Here is a 16735-nt window from a genome sequence, read left to right as displayed (position 1 = left end):
TGTACGGTAGGTCCCATGACTGCGAAGCTGGAGCGCCCCGACGTGCGGGCGCACGTGCTGCGCGCGGCGCTGCTGGCGATCGACGAGGTGGGGCCCGAGCGGCTGCGGGTGCGCGACATCGCCGAACGGGCCGGCATGAGCAGCGGTCACGTCATGTACTACTTCGGCAAGCGTGACCGGATCCTCGTCTCGACGCTGCTGCTCAGCGAGGACGAGCTGGCCGAGCGCCGGACGGCCGAGCTCGCGACCGTCGCCGACCCGCGCGAGGCGGTCGGCCGCCTGGTGGAGCTCTACCTGCCCGGCGGTCCCAGGGACGTCCGCTGGCGGCTGTGGGCCCAGGTCATCGCCCGCCCGCCGCAGGACGAGGAGACGCTCCTCAGGATCGCCGGATTCACCGGCACCTGGGTGGGGGAGCTGGCCGCCATCGTCGTCCGGGGCGTGGGGGAGGGGCTGTTCCGGCCGGTGGACGACCCGGAGGAGTACGCCACGCGGATGTGCCGGATCATGGACAGCCTCGCGAGCGACGTGTTACTCGGGCTGCCCGGCCGGGGTCCCGGATGGGCCCACGAGCAGGCCATGCGGGCGATCTGGCGGGAGCTCCTGCCCTGACCGCCGGCCGGTCAGCAGGTAGGCGAGGGCGGCCAGGAGCTGGAGCCCGGCCGCCGCGCACAGCGCGCCGGTCAGCGACCAGGCGGCCAGCGGCCCGGCGATCGCGGAGCCTGCCGCGAAAGAGGTGATCTTCAGGCTCGCCGCGGTGGTGAAGATCTGGCCGCGGAGCCGTCCGGGCGCGTCGCGGTGCCGTACCGCCAGCACCGCGGTGAGCTGAGGTCCCTCCCCGGCGCCGGCGACGACCGCCGCCGCCACCGCCACCGCGGGGGAGCCCGCCACCGCGGCGAGCGCGGAGCCCGCGGCGAGCAGCAGCGTGCTGATCAGGATGATCCTGTCGGGTGTGGCGGGCGGCCGTCTGGCCAGGAGCGCGTTCGCGGCCAGCGCGCTCACGGCCAGCGCGGACAGCAGCACGGCGCCGTGCCCCGCCTCCCCGGTCAGCTCGGCGCCCAGCAGGGGTGAGCAGACGACCAGCACGCCCACCCCGGCGAAGGAGACCATCGTGGTGACCGTCGCCCGGCGCAGGCCGGCGATCCGCGCGATCGAGGAGAACCCGGCGGCCACCTCCCGCCACAGGGGCCCGCCGCGGTCTCCGGCGGGCCGGACGGGCCTGGCGGGGAGCGACCAGGCCGCCGGGAACGCCAGCAGCACCAGCGCGATCGACACGGCGACCGGGACCGGAGCCCCGGCCACCGTGGCCAGCACCCCGGTCAGGGCGGGCCCGGTCAGGCTCGCCAGGTTGTACGTCAGCCCGTCCAGCATGCTGCCTCGCCCTATGCCCGCCTCCCCGACGACCAGCGGCAGCTGCGCCGTCCAGCCGCCCGCCAGCGCCGGGCCCAGCAGGCCTGCGAGCACGGCCACGCCGACGAGCAGCGCGACGGGCGCGTGCCCCAGGGCGAGCAGGATCAGCAGGAGCCCGCAGGCGTATGCGGCCAGCGCCGCCGCCAGCAGGCGTCCCGGCCGGGGGCTGCGGTCCAGCAGCACGCCGAAGATCGGACCTCCCACGGCGGAGGAGACCGTCAACCCCGCCAGCAGCGATGCTCCGGTGGCCGGCGACCCGGTGAGGGAGAGCCCGAGCAGGAGCAGCGCCGGGCCGGACATCTCGTCGCCGGTACGGGCCGTGACGGCACCCGCCAGATAGCCGCCGAATCTGTAACGCCTCATCATCGAAGAGACGTTACATTATGTGTGTGCAGCACTCCACGAGAGCCATGGCCGACCGCGCGGCCGACCTGACCGCCGTCCTGCTGGCCGACCCGGCCGTCGAGAGCGTGAGCGAGGTGCTCCACGCGTACGGCGAGCGGGGACCGGGCCCGTCCGGCGATCTCGGACTTACCGCGGAGGACGTCGCGGCCATGAGGGGTGCGGCGGGCCGGCTGCGCGAGGTCTTCGCGGCGGCTGACGTCGACGAGGCGGCCACGCTGCTCAACCGGCTGCTCGCGGAGGCGGCCCGGCCGCCCCGGCTGACCACCCACGACGGCCGGAGCACCTGGCACCTGCACGTGGACGGCCATGACGACGCACCCTGGGCGGAGTGGTTCCTGACCTCCTCGGCCATGGCGCTGGCCGTGCTGCTCGCCGATCACCAGCGGGTCCCCGGGGGCATCTGCGCCGCCGCCGGCTGCGCCCGCCCGTTTGCCGACTCCTCCGGCGGCAGCCCGCGGCGTTTCTGCTCCCCCCGGTGCGCGACCCGGGCACGCGTGGCCGGGCACCGGGCGCGGCGCGCAGGCGCCGCACCCGGTCCCCGGCCCGCCGGGGATCAGCCCGCGTGAGCCGGGGATCAGCCCGCGTGCGCCGGCTCCCGCTCGGGGAGCGGGGCGGGATCCGGGCGGCGGGAGCCCCGGAACCGGTCCTTGACGTCCTCGACGATCGTGTAGAGGGTCGGCAGCAGGATCAGGGTCAGCAGCGTGGAGCTGGTCAGGCCCCCGATGACGACCACGGCCAGGGGCTTGGACAGGAAACCGCCCTCCCCGGTCAGGCCGGTGGCCATCGGCGTCAGCGCGCAGATGGTCGCCAGCGCGGTCATGACGACCGGGCGGACCCGGTGCCTGCCGCCCTCGATGACCGCCTCACGGGCGCTCATGCCGCCGTCGCGATACTGGCGGACCAGGTCGAGCAGCACGATCGCGTTGGTGACCACGATGCCGACCAGCATCAGCATGCCGATCAGGCTGGGCAGGCCGAGCGGGGTGCCGGTGACCACCAGCAGACCGAGGGCGCCGGTCGCCGCGAACGGGATCGACACCAGCAGCATGAGCGGGTGCACCAGGCTCCGGAACGTGGCCACCATGATCAGGTAGACGATCAGGATCGCCGCGCCGAGGGCCACGAACAGGCTGTTGAACGAGCTGGTCTGCTGCTCGCTGACCCCGCCGATCTCGGCGGAGGCGCCGGCGGGCAGCTTCAGCTCTCCCAGCCGCCTGGAGAGCGTGGAACTCGCCGCGCCGAGGTCCTTGCCGGAGAACTTCGCGCTCACCGTGGTCGCGCGCTCCCCGTCGATCCGCGTCAGCCGGGTGGGCGCCGTCACGGTCTCGACCGTGGCCACGTCGTCGAGCTTGACGGTACGGCCGAGCGGCGTGGGGATCCTCAGGTTCCGCAGCGCGGTCAGGTCGTCCGCCGGGGCGCCTACCCGGAGGGACATCTCACGCTCGGCGCCGTCCAGGGTGACCCGGGAGACCCGCTGCCCCTGGGTCACCCGGGCCACCGCCTGCGTTACCTGGCCCTCGGTGAGCCCGCGTGCGACGGCCGCCTCGCCGTCGACCCGCACCGCGATCTGCCGGGCCGTCCCCGCCAGGCCTGACCTGACCTCCGAGGTGCCGGGCGTCTGCCGCATGGCCCCGCCGACCAGCTCCGCCGCGCGTGCCAGGGAGACATCGTCGCCCGCCGACACGGTGACCGCGAGGTCGGTGGAGGTCAGGCCGCCCTGATCGCCCTGGACGGTCACCTTGCCGGTCTTCGGGTCGGACGCGGCCAGCTCGGTGACCCGGGTCCGGACGGCCTCGCGGAGGGCCGCCACGTCCGCGCCCTCCTCGGCGGTGACGGAGAACGTCGCCACGTTGCGCGCCCCGCCCTCCTCACTGTTGTCCGGCCCGATGGTGACCTGGTAGGACTTCAGGCCCGGCACGTCCTTGACCGCCCGCTCCACCGCGCGGGCCGCCTGGTCTGCCGCCGCCAGGCTCGTGCCGGCGGCCAGCTCCTGCCGCACCTGGAAGGTGTCCTGTCCGGAGCTGCCCAGGAAGTCGGTCGTGAGCCGGCCCGCCATGCCCCCGGTGGCCACGAGGATCCCGAGGGCGGCCAGGAGCGTCACCCAGCGCCGCCGCACCGCGAACCCGATGACCGGGACGTAGACGCGCTGGAGCACGCCGCTGCGCTCCCTGGCCTCTACGACTTCGCGGGCCACCCCGGCCTTGGGCGTCTTGAGGAACCAGTAGGCGAGCACGGGGATGACCGTCAGCGACACCAGCAGCGAGGCCAGCAGGGCGATGGTGACGGTCAACGCGAACGCCGAGAACAGGCTTCCGGTGATCCCGCCCGTGAACGCGATGGGCAGGAAGACGGCGACCGTGGTCAGCGTGGAGGCGGTGACCGCCCCGGCAACCTCGCGGGTGCCCGCTTGGACCGCGTGGAGCTTGGCCTCGCCGTGGTCCAGATGGCGTTTGATGTTCTCGATGACCACGATGGAGTCGTCCACGACCCGGCCGACGGCGATGGTCAGCGCGCCGAGCGTCAGCATGTTGAGCGTGAAGCCGTTGACCCACAGGCCGATGAGCGCGACCACCAGCGAGAGGGGGATCGAGACCACCGTCACGACGGTGGACCGGAAGGAGAAGAGGAAGACAAGGATGATCAGGGCGGCGAAGCCCAGTCCCAGCAGGCCCTCGGTGGTCAGGTCGCCGATGGACTTCTCGATGAACTCCGACTGGTCGAACGCGACGGTCAGGGTGGCCGCGCCGCCCAGGGACCGGGTGAGCTCCGGCAGCCTCTGCTTCACCTCCTTGGCGATCGCCACCGTGTTGCCCGTCGGCTTGGCCATGACCGAGACGCTCAGGCTGGGCCTGCCGTCGGTGCGGGTCAGCGTCTCCGGACGCTCCTCGACGAGGCGCACGTCGGCGACGTCGTCCAGCGTGACCTTCGGCGCCAGGTGGATGCCGCGCACGTCCGCGAGGGAGTCGAAGCTCTCGCCGACCTGCAGGGCGAGCGACTCGCCGCCGGCGGTGACGGTGCCGACGGGCACGACCGACCCGCTGGAGCCCAGCGTGGCGGCGACCGCGTCGGCGGTGAGGCCCCACTTGCGGAGCCTGTCCTGGTCGAGGCGGATCTCCACGGTCTCGGCCCGCTCGCCGCTGACCAGCACCCGGCTCACGCCGTCGATGCCGCCCAGCTCGCCGGGGACGCGTTCCTTCAGCAGCCGGGCCAGCCGGCGCTCGTCGTCGCCGGTGGCCGCCAGGCTCAGGACCGGGAACTCGGTCGACATCCCCGGCGCGACCCGCGGGGTCACCTGGGACGGGAGCTCCGGCTGGATCCGGCCGATCCGCTGCTGCAGATCCTGGATCGCCCCGTCGAGATCGGTGCCGTGGTCGTATTCGACGGAGACTCCCGCCAGGCCGTCGCGGGAGAACGAGGTGATCCTCTTCTGGCCTGCGCCTCCCTCGACGGCCTCCTCGATCTTCTCGGTGACGTTGCGCTCGACGATCTGCGGCGCGGCCCCGGGATAGATCGCGGTCACGCTCACCGTGGGCACGGAGAACGACGGGAGCAGCTCCTGTTTCAGCGACATGGTGGCGATCGCTCCGAATATCAGCACCGCGATCGCCAGAAGTGCCACCAGCGCCCTGTTGGCGAGGCTTATCCGGGTAAGAACGTTCAACGGGGGTCCCCCCTCGGGAATGGTCGTCCCCTCCAGGGTTCGGCTTCCGCCCCGCCCGCGGTAGCGGCCAAGGTTGCGGCTCGGATCAACGAAAGTTGCGCGGCCGTACTCTTTGGTTGCCTGTGCCCGCCGTGCGGTAGCACCAGTGCGGGGCGCTGGATAGCGTGACCGGGTGAGTTGGAAGCCATCCCGTGTGGTCGTGGGCGATGCGACCCTGGCGATCGCCGTCGGCGCGCTGGGCGCGTCGTTGACGGTCACCAACGCGGTCGCCCAGCAGTCGCCGCTGTCGTGGAGCGTGTGGGCCGCGGCCGTCGCGCAGCTCATCGGCGGGCTGGCCCTGATCGCCAGGCGACGGTCGCCGGTCGCCGTCGTGATGCTGTGTGTCGTGCTGTGCGCCTTCGCCGCTCCGGTGGCGGGGCCGTTCGCCACCTACGCGATCGCGGTCTACGGCAGGGGCCGTCCCCGTGACTGGATCAGCGTCATCGTTCTGTCGATGACGCTGAGCCAGCCCTGGAACGCCTCCGGGCCGGTGCTCGAGATCCTGCTGAACACCGCGACCAACTCCCTCTTGGGGATCGCCCCGGCGTTGCTCGGCATGTGGCGGGCCTCCCGGCGGCGGCTGTTCCAGGCCCTGGCCGACCGGGCCGAGCGCGCAGAGCGCGAGCAGGAGCTGATGGCCGAGAGGGCCAGGTCGGAGGAGAGGGCCCGGCTCGCCGGCGAGATGCACGACGTCGTCACCCACCGGGTCAGCCTCATGGTCCTGCGCGCCGGCGCGCTGCGGACCATCGCCCGCGACGAGGTGGTCCGCGAGGCGGCCGAGGAGCTGCGCCAGGTCGGCTGCCAGGCTTTGGAGGAGCTGCGCGACCTGGTCGGCGTGCTCCGTTCGGAGGAGACCTTCGGCTCCGCGCGCACCGCCGAGCCCGTCGTGCTCGACCTGACCGGCCTGGTCGCGGAGTCCAGGGCTGCGGGGATCGAGGTCGGCCTCGTCACCGAGGGCGAGCCGCTCCCCACGCCGCCCGTGGTGGACCGCACCGCCTACCGGGTCGTCCAGGAGGCGCTGACGAACGTGCACAAGCACGCGCCCGGGGCGCGGGTGACCGTCCAGGTGAGCTATGCGGGCGATCTGCTCCGCATCCTGGTGCGCAACACCGCGGCGGACGGGGGCACCGAGATCATGCTCGGGGAGGGCGGCACCGGTCTGAGCGGCCTGCGCCAGCGCGTCGAGCTCGTCCATGGCTCGCTGCGGGCGGGGCCGTCACAGGACGGGGGCTTCGAGGTGCGGGCCGCGCTGCCGGTAGCCCCCGGCGCGGGACCGGCGGGCCGTACGGCCGGGCACGGTGCCGAGGGCGGATCGGCGCCGAGGGCGGCCGGGCACGGGCCCGGCGCCGCCGTGCCGCGCCCCGCCGCGGAGTCCGCCGGCGTGATCCGGGTGTCCCCGTGATCCGGGTGCTGATCGTCGACGACGAGCGCATGGTCTGCGCCCAGCTACGGACCATCCTGTCGGCGGCCGAGGATCTGGTGGTGGTCGCCGAGGCCTACGACGGGGCCGAGGCCGTGGAGGCCGTGGTACGGCACCGGCCGCACGTGGTCCTGATGGACCTGCACATGCCCGGGGTCGACGGGCTGGCCGCGATCGAGCACATCGTCCGCTTCCCCGCGCCGCCGAAGGTGGTGGTGCTGACCACCTTCGACCGTGACGGCTACGTGCTGCGGGCCATGAGCCTGGGGGCCGCCGGGTTCCTGCTCAAGGACACCCCGCCGGAGGACCTGATCGGGCTGGTTCGGGTGGCCGCCGACGGGCACACCGTACTGTCCCCGGCGGCCACCCGGCGGCTGCTCACCGCCTCGGCCGGGCACGGCGCGGCCAGGGATCGGGCCCTGGCCCGGATCGCGGATCTCACCGACCGGGAGGTGGAGGTGCTCACCTGCCTCGGCGAGGGTCTGTCCAACGCCAAGATCGCCCGCAGGCTCTACCTGTCCGAGGCCACGATCAAGAGTTACGTCTCGCGCATGCTGGTCAAGCTGGGCTTCTCCAACCGCACCCAGGCGGGGCTCCTCGCCTCCGAGGCCGGGCTCACCGGGGCGGCGAGACGGCCGAGGTGAGGCGGCCGAGGTGAGGCGGTGGGGGTGAGGCGGTGGGGGTGAGGCGGTCGGGGCGCGGCGACAGGCGCGGGGCATCCCCGGCTTCGCGGCCGGCACGGGCGGCGCCCCGCGCCCGTCGCCGCCGCGCTCACCGAACCTCACCGTGGTCCATGCCGGCCCGTGGTCCATGCCGACCCGTGGTCCATGCCGGAGTTTGGTCCATGCCGGAGTTTGGAGCACGCCGGGCCGTGGCTCATGCCGGATGGGGTCCCAGTAGCAATGGAGCAGAATCCAACGGTGTTGCTGCTGACCTGCGGGAACTCCTTGAGAAACACGATCACGGGAGGGCGGGCCGAGATTCCATCCATACAGGTCAGACCCATATCCGTTGGATTTTCCGCGATTGCTACTGGGACCCCTGTGCTTTGAAGGTTCTCCGCTCGCGTCAAGAAGTAGTCAGTGGGGCTTGACGAACGGCCGATCACCCAAACGCAACGGTGTTGGAGCTGATCTTCATGACTGATCATGTTACGGGTGGAAAAATCGTGATACGTCGCGGGTGTCCGGTCAGCGGTGGGTGGGCAGGCCGAGCCCGAGCAGGTGCACCGGGGGCGAGATCACCAACTGCGAAAGGTCCGCGAACGGCACGCCGTACGTTCTCAGCGCGGCGACGAGCAGCCGGGCGGCGGTCTGGGCCTCCTCGGGCCCGAGCACGGGGAAACGACGGATCAGCCGGCCCTCGGTGTCGGGCGAGTCCGGCGGCGACCAGCCGAGCCCGATCAGGTCGCTCTCCCAGGTGGGGCTGGGCTCGGCGGGGATGGCGGCCTGGATCTCCAGGCCCCACACCGGGTCGGTGGTCCACTGCGCGTAGGCGCGCTCGCGGGGGGTGTGGATGACCACGGTGAAGTGGCTCGACGGCGCCAGGAGGGCGAAGTCGGCGACGACCGAGCGCAGGGTCTCGGCCAGCCGCTCCTCGAACTCCGCCCAGTCGTTGGCGGCGTAGCCGCCGGGGATGAACAGGTCGGTCGCCTCCGGCCGCCGGCCGATCATCTGCCAGTAGCCGAGCTGCCCGAGCCCGTCCTCCGCCTCGGCCCACTGCGCGGTGCGGTACTCGTCCTTCTCGATCGCCTCGGCGGGGCAGGCCCGCAGGTAGGCGGCGCCGCGGACCCGCTCCAGCTCCAGCAGCCGGACCGGGCCACGCCAGCGCAGCAGCGGCCCCGGCCCGCGCAGGAGGGACGGCGGGCCCAGGACCTCCTCCAGGAGCGAGCGCAGGGCGAGGAAGAGCTCGTCGCCCTGCCCGGCCCGCAGCGAGACCTGGGTGCGGACGTCGTCGGCGCCGTGCCGGGCGAAGGTCCCGCTCTCGGCGCCGAGAGCGGTGTCGTACTCCTCAGCGGGGTACAACCTGGGGAACCGGGCGCGCCGGGCTTCCTCCTCGGGGGAGTAGACCGCGGCCTGCCAGCCGAGGTGCTCGCGGGCGCGATCGAAGGCGACGTCGTCCCATCCGGCCAGGTCAAGGGTGGCGAAACGGCGGACGAGCTCGCGGAGCTGGGCGTCGGGAGTCATGACGGGTGATCCTAACCGGGGCCCGTCGCGGGTCCGGTGCGCGGCATGCGCCACACTCGCCTGGGTGGAGGCCGGGGAGCGGGACGTGGTGGCGGGGCTGGACGCGGTGAACTGGTCGGTGGTGCTCAACCCCGGCACCGCCGCCGGATACGGGCCGCGGCTCGTGACCGACCTGTGGCGGGCCGAGGCGGCCGAGGCGGCGGTCCGGACGTTGCGCCGGGTCTGTGGCGTGGGCGAGTACCTCTATCCGGCGGCCGTTGAGCTGCTCCCGTTTATGACCCTGGCCGCCGCAGACCCGGCCGTGCCGGTCCGTGCCCTGCTCGTCGAGTCGATCGGGGAGATCGCCGCGACCGCCGCCCGCGCGGAGGCCCTCGGCCGGCCGATGCGGCTGCCCGCGATGGCCTCCCTGCGGACCGGCCTCGGCGCGTCGGCTGCCTCGCAGGTGCGCCGGGTTACGGCCGCTAGCTGGCCGAGCGTCTGGGACCGTGTCGTCACCGACCTGTGCGCGTTGCTGGACGACCCTGTCCAGCCGGTACGGCGGAGCACCGCGGTCGCCCTGGCGCAGGCGACCGGCCGGGCCGAGGAGGTCACCCAGCTCCTTCAGTCCCGCTGCGCCGCCGAGCACGACCCCGTGGTGGCCGAACACCTCCTCGCCGCCCTCGGCGAACTCGCCACCCACGCGGCGGAACCACGCCGGCAGGAGATCGTGACCTGGCTCCAAGCCCACCTGACCCTGGGGGACGCGGCGCTGGCCCATGGGGATCCCCACCCGTCCCCCCACAACCCCCATCTGACTTCCGCGGATCTGCATCCGAATCCCGGGGATCTCCATCCGGCTCCGGGGGACGGGCGCCCTGCGGATCCTCACCCGAACCTGGGGGATGGGTCCTCGGCAGGCGGCGGGCGGCCGGAGGTTCGGGTGGCTGTGGTGCGGGCGTTGCGGCGCGTGGTGCCCGGCCATGACGACCCGGCCTACGCCCGAGCGGTGGCCGAGGTGCTGCTCGACCCCGGCTGGAGGCCCTCGACCCAGCGCGCCGACCTCTTCGACCTGCAGGCCTCGGAGGTGCGCGAAATCGGCGAACTCCTGGGTGGAGACCTGCCCGGCCTCCTGGCCCTCACCCGCGCCCTGCTGAGCCACGACCGCCCGGAGCACCGAACCGGCGGCCTGGAACTCGCCGCCGCCCTCCTGGCCGACCGGCGTTCGGCAGTCCCCGCCCTGCTGCCCGCCCTGGCCAGGCTGGTCGACGACCCGCTCCCCGCCAACCGCGCCCTGGCCCTGCGAACCCTGGCCATGTGCGGAACCGCCTCCCGCCCCTGGGCCGACGCCGCAGCCGCGCACGCGACGCCGGTCGGCGAGCCGGACCCGCTGGTCCGGACCCAGGCGTTGTGGGCCCTGGCCAAGATGGGCGACGACCGGTGCGTGCCTTTGCTGGCCGTACGGATGGCCGCCGGCCCGCGCCGGGAACGGCGGGACGGCTTCCGCGACTGGTTGCCGCTGTCCAACGTGGGTCGCTGGAGCGACCTGGAGCTGAACTTCTGCGAGCTGCTCACCCCCCTGCACGCCCACCACCGCGACCTGCTGCTCCCCCTGATGGCCAAGATGGCGGCCCGGCACGACCGGCTCCACTACCCCCTCGTCCTGGCCGCCTGGCACCGAGCGGGCGTCCCGGTAGTGCCCGACCTGGTCGAGCTGCTCGACACCGAGCACGCGCTCTGGGCGGCGCACGCGCTCGGGGCGATCGGCCCCGGCCCGGTGGTAGCCGGCCGGGAGCGCGGGCTGCGCAAGCTCCTCGGCCCCCTCGATCCCGGGGGCCGGGATCCAGCGCGCATCGACCCCCTGATCCACTGGCGGCTGACGGGGGACACCGAACCCGTCCTCACCGCGCTGGACAGCGAGGACACGCTCTCCTGGTACCGCGCGGAGATCTACGCCGAGCTGGGACCGGCGGCGGCCGGGGCAGCGGAGTGGTTGCGGCAGGAGCTGCGGACCCTGCCCCCTCTGGCGGCCCTGCGTCACCTGCGGGCCCTGTGGCGGGTCACCGGCGACGCCGGCGAGGTCGTGCCCGCATTGCTGGCGCTGAGCGCCCCCGGCACGGGCGCTTCCGACACCGTCCCGGCGCTGATCACCCTCACCGAGATCGCCCCGACCGGCGAGGTCCTGGACCGCCTCCGGAACCTGATCCACCAGGCCCGGCGCCTCGGCCACCGGCACACCCTCGCCCTGGCCCGCGCGTTGTGGCGGCACAGCCGCCGCGCCGAGGAGATCGTCCCGGCTCTGATGACCCTGGTCGAGCAGGTGACCGAGCCCAGCGGGTGGTTGCCGCGCAGCCGGCTGGAGCCGCTGGCCCTGCTCGCGGAGGTCGCCGCCGCCGACCCCGAGGGCGTCGTCCCCGCCCTGCCCCGGCTCCGCGCGCTCCTCGACCCCGGCCAGCGCCCGTTCACCTACCGGAACTGGCGCCCCGTCGAGCGGCGGCACTGGCGCTCCGTCGAGGACGACGAGGCCCTGCGCGCCGCGGCCCGCGCCGTACTCGACGCCGGGCGGTAGGGGCCTCTGGGGAGGATCGGACCGGATTTTGGCGGTAGCACTCTCTGTGACATAGGTGACTGACAGTGCAAGCGCACGTTTCGATTCGGATGTTCTTCGCGCCGTGAGTGTGTCGGAAACGAGCTAATCGCGACACCCCAGCAAGCGACTCAGAACCATGATCAAAATCTACTTTGGGGCTGGGGTCATCTTCGGGAGCGGAGGGTCTAAACGGGGCGGTGAGCGGATTTCGACAGGCGTCGGCGCGCTGTCCTGACCTGGGGATACGCCCCTACTTTGCGGCCTATGACATCGACCCGAGCGGAGGGCCCTGATCACCGGATCGGACCAATCGGCGTTCCCAGGCCAGGGCCGCGACCACACCGATGGCATAGGCGACCAGGTCCCATGGGTCGGGGAACGCGCCGACCAGGACACCGCCGATGCCCGGCGGGGTCATGCCGACTATTTGGTAGAACTCGACGACGGCGGCGATCGCGGCCGTGGCGAGGGCGCGGCGTGCGGCGGTGGTGCGCCACAGCAGCCCCAAGAACGCGTAGACCAGCATGGTGGCGACGACGTCGCTCACGTAACCGCGGATGAACGGTTGTCCCGGGCCCCGGTAGAAGAGGACGAACGCGCCGACGGCGAGGGCGACGCCACCCAGAAGGACCATGGCACGGCGCATGAGATTGACATCTTCTCCGAATCTCAACGATCAGGACGAACCTGATCATAGAGCTCGTCCCTTATGCGGGTCCGGCCGAGATACAGCCAGAAGCGGCCACGAGCCGATCATGTTCGTAATCTCGGAAGCAGGCTGGAGCCTCTCCTCGGCCCTGGGAGGCGGAATCTCGGAAGCCCAGCCTGGAGACGACTTCCGAGATTGGCTGACCTCGGAAGTCGGGGCGGCGCTCAGCCCTACGTGCGCACTGCCGTCTGCCCAGGTCAGCATCTTCAAGATCCACCGATGGCCGGTATTACCCGTATCTCGGCTGAACCCGCTGAACGCCTGCCCCTTTCGCATTCGACCAGCTCACCGCCACAACGAGAAACAAGATCTTTCTCACCGTCAATGACTGTTCCTGCGTTCCTCAACCCCGGAGGAGTTCGGCGACGTGGGCGTAGGAGTCGTCCGCGTAACCGGCCGCCATGCCCCGGCGCGCGATCTCATGGGCGGCGGAGATCACCGTACTGTCGACACCCCGGCTGCGCGAGGCCTCGAGGACATGGGACATGATCGCCGCCGCCGAGCGGAGGTTGGAGCCCCCGGCGGGGTAGCTGCCGGTGTCGACCTGCTCGGCGAACGCGTCGATCACGTCGGGCAGGAGCGCGGCGACGCCCTTGGCGTAAGGGGCCAGGTCGGATGCGGTGACACCCTCGGACCCGGCGAGGGCGAAGGCGTGGACGACGCCGGTCAGTGCCGTCCAGAAGATGTCGAGCAGCGCGACGTCGTGCGCCCCCGCACGGCCCGGGTCCGTGCCCAGGTGCACACAGGTGCCGCCGATGGCCCTGAGGGTGTCCCGGTGGCGTTCGTACAGGTCGGCCGGGCCGCTGTGGAGGACCAAGGTGGACGGGCCGCCGACGAGGTACGTCGGAACCATGATCGCGCCGTCGAGATAGCCGATACCGTGCGCGTCGGCCCACTCGGCGGTGGCGCGGGCGTCGTCGGGGGTTCCGGCGGTGAGGTTGACCAGGGTCCGGCCCTTGAGCACGGCGGCGTGCGGGGCGATGACGGCACGGACGGCTTCGTGGTCCAGCACGCAGATCACCACGAGGTCGCTCGCCGCGATCGCCTCCGCGGCGGTCCCGGCCTCGACGGCGCCGTTCTCCACCAGACCGTCCGCCCGGCCCGGAGTACGGTTCCAGACGGTTGCGGAATGGCCCGCGGCCAGGAACGCGGAGACCAGGGCCCGGCCCATCGGGCCCAGGCCGAGAACGGTGACGGGGGAAGCAGACATGGGGAACTCCGAGGTCGTGACGGTGACCGATCCGCACACATGCGGGATGGGTGTGGCCGTCGGGGTGTTCGAGGGCAAGTGGAAGTCGTTCGTCATGTGGGCGCTCTCCGAGCGTCCGCGCCGCTTCGGGGAGACCAGGCGGCTGGTCACCGGCATCAGCGAGAAGGTGCTGACCCAGCAGCTCCGGGAGCTCCAGGCCGACGGGATCGTGCACCGGGAGGACTACGACGAGATGCCGCCCCGGGTCGAGTACTCGCTGACCGAACGGGGCCGTCGGCTCTACGAACTGCTGGAACTGCTCTCCGCCTGGGGTCGGGACCACCTGGCCGTGAGGACAGGGGCGGTATCGGACGACGGGCTTGGCGCGCCTCAACAAGTCTTCCCGGTCGCCGGTCCTTGATCAAGTACGTACCTTCAGGTACGTGCGCACGTCGCCCTCCCGGCTTGGCGTTCGCGCGTGCTGGAGGCCGTGCTCGCCGAGGGGGTCCTCGTAGTTTCGGCCGTGAATCCAACGAAGTAGGGCCTGACCTGCGTGTGCAGGAAGATGATTCAGCTTGGGCTGTCCGGCCTGCTGTGAAGAAACCGCAGGTCAATGCCAGCTTCGTTGGATTTTCCGCCATTGCTACCGGGCCCCCCGGATGGACCATGCCGGACTGCGAAGCACGCCGGGTTGTGGACTACGCCGGGTCGTGCCGGATACGGCGGCCGGTGATCTCGACGGGGGTGATGCGGATGTAGAGCTTGCGCTCGCCGCCCGCCCACGGTTCGACGTCCACGCCCGTCACGGCCGCCTGCTCCTCCTCGGAGGAGATGTGATGGGCGGGGCCTCGGACGAGCACGCTCCAGCCCTGCCTGTTGGGGTCGTCGATGCGGTCGATCTCGAAGGCGATCTTGAACTCGACCCCCTTGACGCCGGTGCGCAGATCCTCGTCCAGCGGGCCTCCGAGCGCGGTGCGCAGCAGCAGGGCCCCGTCGTGGACCACGTAGTTGACCGGCAGGATCACCGGCCCGGTGGGGGTGTCGAAGGCCACCCGCCCCACGCCGCCGGGGGAGATCAGCCGCATGCACTCGTCGGGGTCCAGTTTCTCCAGGTGCGGCCGCGCGCCCGCGGGGCCGCGCCCCGGTGGCAGGTCCACGCTGCCGCCGAGCAGCTCGTCGCTGCTGGTGCCCAGGGCCGCGGCGAGCTGGTTGACGGTGCTCGTGCCGGGCGAGGCGGCGTTCTCCTCCAGGTAGCCGAGGTAGCCGGGATCGATCCTGGCCCGTTCGGCCAGCTGCTCACGGCTCATACCGAGGGACTTGCGGCGGTGTGCGATCCGGCGGCCCAGATCCCCCGGGGCCGAGATGTGTTCGGTCATGGAATTCCCTTGCTCGCGGACCCGGGGTGGCGGCCGTGCGGGAGACCCGGCGCGACGTCCGCGGCACCCGGTGAAGGCCCTCGGCGGTGGCGCCCTCCCGGACGCCCTGTGATGGCTGGAGCTGCGGCCCTCGTTTCCGGGGCACGGTCAGGCAGGCGCACGCCACGACGGCGAGTCCGGTCACGCTCCTGCAGACCTCCGTACCCTGCGGACCGAATGATTAACTCCGTGCCCGGCCACGAAGGCTCAGCCGCCGCCGACGCCGCCGATGCCGTCGACGCCCACGCCGACCTGGAGCTCGACCGCACGGCCGTCAGGGTCGCGCAGGAGGTACCGTCCGGGACCGGCGGCGGCGTCGGCGACCGCGAACCCGAGCCGGAGCCCGCCGGTCTCCCCGGCCCCGCCGGCCGGGTAGATCTCGAAGACCGCTCCGTCCGGCAGCGTGGCCGCGTAGTGCCGTGGCCCGCCGCCGTGCTGCTCCGCGTGAAAGGTCAGGCCGAGGGCACCGTAGAAGTCACGGCACTCCTCCAGCCGGGAGGTGTAGATCACCAGAAGGGTCTGCCGCACCGGATCATTGTGAACGCCCGCGATCCCCGCCGCCTCCCGATCGCCGGAGCGGCCTCCACGATCTCAGGGCCGGGCGCCTCGTCTGCCGGATCGTGCGCAGGCCGGAACACCACCGGCGCCGCGTCCGGAAGGACACCGGACAATCGGAGACCCGCGGGGAAAGCCGGAAGGCCGCCGACACCCCGAGCCGGGGTGTCGGCGGCCTTCCGACCTGGGCCCATGGACGCCATGGGCGGTGGTGGACGATACAGGGATTGAACCTGTGACCTCTTCCGTGTCAGGGAAGCGCTCTCCCGCTGAGCTAATCGTCCTCGTCGAAGCCAGAGGTGGAGACGGGATTTGAACCCGTGTACACGGCTTTGCAGGCCGTTGCCTCGCCTCTCGGCCACTCCACCGGAGTGAGAGCCCTAAAGCCCTTCGAGCGGAAGACGGGATTCGAACCCGCGACCCTCACCTTGGCAAGGTGATGCTCTACCACTGAGCCACTTCCGCGCGTGTTTCCGGGCTCGGCCCGGCCTCACGCATAGAACTCTAGCGAATACTCGCCGACTCCCCAAACCGGAGCGCGCCGACCTGCTCGGCGTACCAGGTGATCCCGGCCACGTGCTCGGCGATCAGCCGCAGGGTCCAGTTGGGGTCGCGGGGGAGATCCCATGCCTCGGGGCCGGCTGCCGAGTAACGGTGCACGTAGGACGCGCCGAGGCGGGTCCAGCGGGATCGGGCCTCGGAGAGGTCGAGCTCCGCGAAGCGGGACCAGTCGGAGTCGAGGGTCACCGTCCGGCCGTGCCAGGTGTCGGGCAGGGGAGTGGCCCCCGCCAGCAGCGCCTCCACCTCGGCGAGGTGGTCGACCAGATGGTCCTGGATCCGGCGTGCGGCCTTCGCCGGTGTCCAGAGGTTGGCTCCGTCCGTCACGATCGGCCGGCCGTCCCAGGCGAGCCACGTCTCGGCGAGGGTGAGGCAGCGGTCGACGGCGTCGGCGACGAGCTGTGCGGGGTTGTTCGGCATGCTCCGATCGTGACCGGAGAACGCTTCGGCCGGCGTCGAAGTGTGGCCGAGGTACACGTCACGGCCAGAGCGGGCGCCGACCAGGGCCTTTTCCGGTCCGCACGGGTGTCGCCGCCGCGCGGCGCGGCGGATGATGGAGGTCACGGAATCCGGCAGGGAGGGCATAGCGGTGATCTCCCCCTGTAAGGGGCTAACATCGCATACG

14 protein-coding genes and 3 tRNA genes are annotated in these 16735 nt (G+C 72.2%); 6 read left to right on the top strand and 11 right to left on the bottom strand.

Going from position 1 to position 16735, the window contains the following annotated elements; translation table 11 throughout:
* Positions 1–15 precede the first annotated feature (15 nt).
* Positions 16–609 (top strand): TetR/AcrR family transcriptional regulator, encoded by a 594-nt coding sequence (locus SROS_RS29780; protein ID WP_012892631.1) that lies wholly within the window; start codon positions 16–18, stop codon positions 607–609.
* Here the strand turns inward: SROS_RS29780 and SROS_RS29775 are convergent.
* Entirely contained in the window at positions 529–1773 is a 1245-nt protein-coding gene (locus tag SROS_RS29775; RefSeq protein ID WP_012892630.1) for an MFS transporter, read from the bottom strand. The two genes, SROS_RS29780 and SROS_RS29775, sit on opposite strands and share 81 nt — an antisense overlap.
* A 17-nt stretch (positions 1774–1790) precedes the next feature.
* Here SROS_RS29775 and SROS_RS29770 point away from each other — a divergent pair, with 17 nt between their 5' ends.
* Positions 1791–2378 (top strand): CGNR zinc finger domain-containing protein, encoded by a 588-nt coding sequence (locus SROS_RS29770; protein ID WP_012892629.1) that lies wholly within the window; start codon positions 1791–1793, stop codon positions 2376–2378.
* Positions 2379–2386: 8 nt separating this feature from the next.
* Here SROS_RS29770 and SROS_RS29765 read toward each other — a convergent pair whose 3' ends face one another.
* Positions 2387–5473 carry an efflux RND transporter permease subunit gene (locus SROS_RS29765; RefSeq protein ID WP_012892628.1) on the bottom strand — a complete coding sequence of 1029 codons (3087 nt, stop codon included), beginning with the start codon at positions 5471–5473 and terminating at the stop codon, positions 2387–2389.
* Positions 5474–5672: 199 nt separating this feature from the next.
* Here SROS_RS29765 and SROS_RS53275 point away from each other — a divergent pair, with 199 nt between their 5' ends.
* Both SROS_RS53275 and SROS_RS29755 read left to right on the top strand, forming a co-directional pair.
* A complete protein-coding gene (locus SROS_RS53275) occupies positions 5673–6914 on the top strand; it encodes a sensor histidine kinase (RefSeq protein WP_245564328.1) in 1242 nt (413 codons plus the stop codon).
* Positions 6911–7576, top strand: a complete 666-nt coding sequence (locus SROS_RS29755; protein WP_012892626.1) for a response regulator — start codon at positions 6911–6913, stop codon at positions 7574–7576. The genes SROS_RS53275 and SROS_RS29755 overlap by 4 nt, the downstream gene beginning before the upstream one ends.
* Before the next feature lie 546 nt (positions 7577–8122).
* On the opposite strand, the gene SROS_RS29750 is transcribed toward SROS_RS29755, so the two are convergent.
* Positions 8123–9118 (bottom strand): TY-Chap domain-containing protein, encoded by a 996-nt coding sequence (locus SROS_RS29750; protein WP_012892625.1) that lies wholly within the window; start codon positions 9116–9118, stop codon positions 8123–8125.
* Between SROS_RS29750 and SROS_RS46295 the strand changes: the two genes are divergently transcribed.
* A complete protein-coding gene (locus tag SROS_RS46295; RefSeq protein ID WP_148269242.1) occupies positions 9117–11663 on the top strand; it encodes a HEAT repeat domain-containing protein in 2547 nt (848 codons plus the stop codon). The genes SROS_RS29750 and SROS_RS46295 overlap by 2 nt on opposite strands.
* Positions 11664–11946: 283 nt before the next feature.
* On the opposite strand, the gene SROS_RS29740 is transcribed toward SROS_RS46295, so the two are convergent.
* Positions 11947–12318, bottom strand: a complete 372-nt coding sequence (locus tag SROS_RS29740) for a DUF2809 domain-containing protein (RefSeq protein ID WP_043653204.1) — start codon at positions 12316–12318, stop codon at positions 11947–11949.
* 418 nt (positions 12319–12736) lie between these two features.
* On the bottom strand, positions 12737–13603 hold the full coding sequence (locus SROS_RS29735; protein ID WP_012892622.1) for an NAD(P)-dependent oxidoreductase: 867 nt from the start codon (positions 13601–13603) through the stop codon (positions 12737–12739).
* Between SROS_RS29735 and SROS_RS29730 the strand changes: the two genes are divergently transcribed.
* Positions 13602–14003 (top strand): winged helix-turn-helix transcriptional regulator, encoded by a 402-nt coding sequence (locus SROS_RS29730; protein ID WP_043653201.1) that lies wholly within the window; start codon positions 13602–13604, stop codon positions 14001–14003. The genes SROS_RS29735 and SROS_RS29730 overlap by 2 nt on opposite strands.
* A 277-nt stretch (positions 14004–14280) precedes the next feature.
* Here the strand turns inward: SROS_RS29730 and SROS_RS29725 are convergent, their stop codons facing one another.
* From SROS_RS29725 to SROS_RS29700, 6 genes are all read right to left on the bottom strand, one after another.
* Positions 14281–14958 (bottom strand): pyridoxamine 5'-phosphate oxidase family protein, encoded by a 678-nt coding sequence (locus tag SROS_RS29725; RefSeq protein ID WP_012892620.1) that lies wholly within the window; start codon positions 14956–14958, stop codon positions 14281–14283.
* Positions 14959–15204: 246 nt separating this feature from the next.
* The gene (locus SROS_RS29720) at positions 15205–15525 is read right to left on the bottom strand and encodes a VOC family protein (RefSeq protein WP_012892619.1); all 321 of its coding nucleotides are present in this window, start codon (positions 15523–15525) and stop codon (positions 15205–15207) included.
* 236 nt (positions 15526–15761) lie between these two features.
* Positions 15762–15836 (bottom strand) — tRNA-Val (locus tag SROS_RS29715).
* 13 nt (positions 15837–15849) lie between these two features.
* Positions 15850–15920: transfer RNA gene (locus SROS_RS29710), tRNA-Cys, on the bottom strand.
* A 25-nt stretch (positions 15921–15945) separates the two neighbouring features.
* Positions 15946–16017: transfer RNA gene (locus tag SROS_RS29705), tRNA-Gly, on the bottom strand.
* Between the two features lie 39 nt (positions 16018–16056).
* Positions 16057–16530: a hypothetical protein gene (locus SROS_RS29700; RefSeq protein WP_043657023.1), complete on the bottom strand. Its 474-nt coding sequence runs from the start codon at positions 16528–16530 to the stop codon at positions 16057–16059.
* Positions 16531–16735: the final 205 nt, after the last annotated feature.

This window comes from Streptosporangium roseum DSM 43021, from assembly GCF_000024865.1.
Lineage (GTDB): Bacteria > Actinomycetota > Actinomycetes > Streptosporangiales > Streptosporangiaceae > Streptosporangium > Streptosporangium roseum.
Note: the sequence above shows the minus strand (reverse complement) of the source record. Positions and strands in the feature narration are given on the sequence as shown.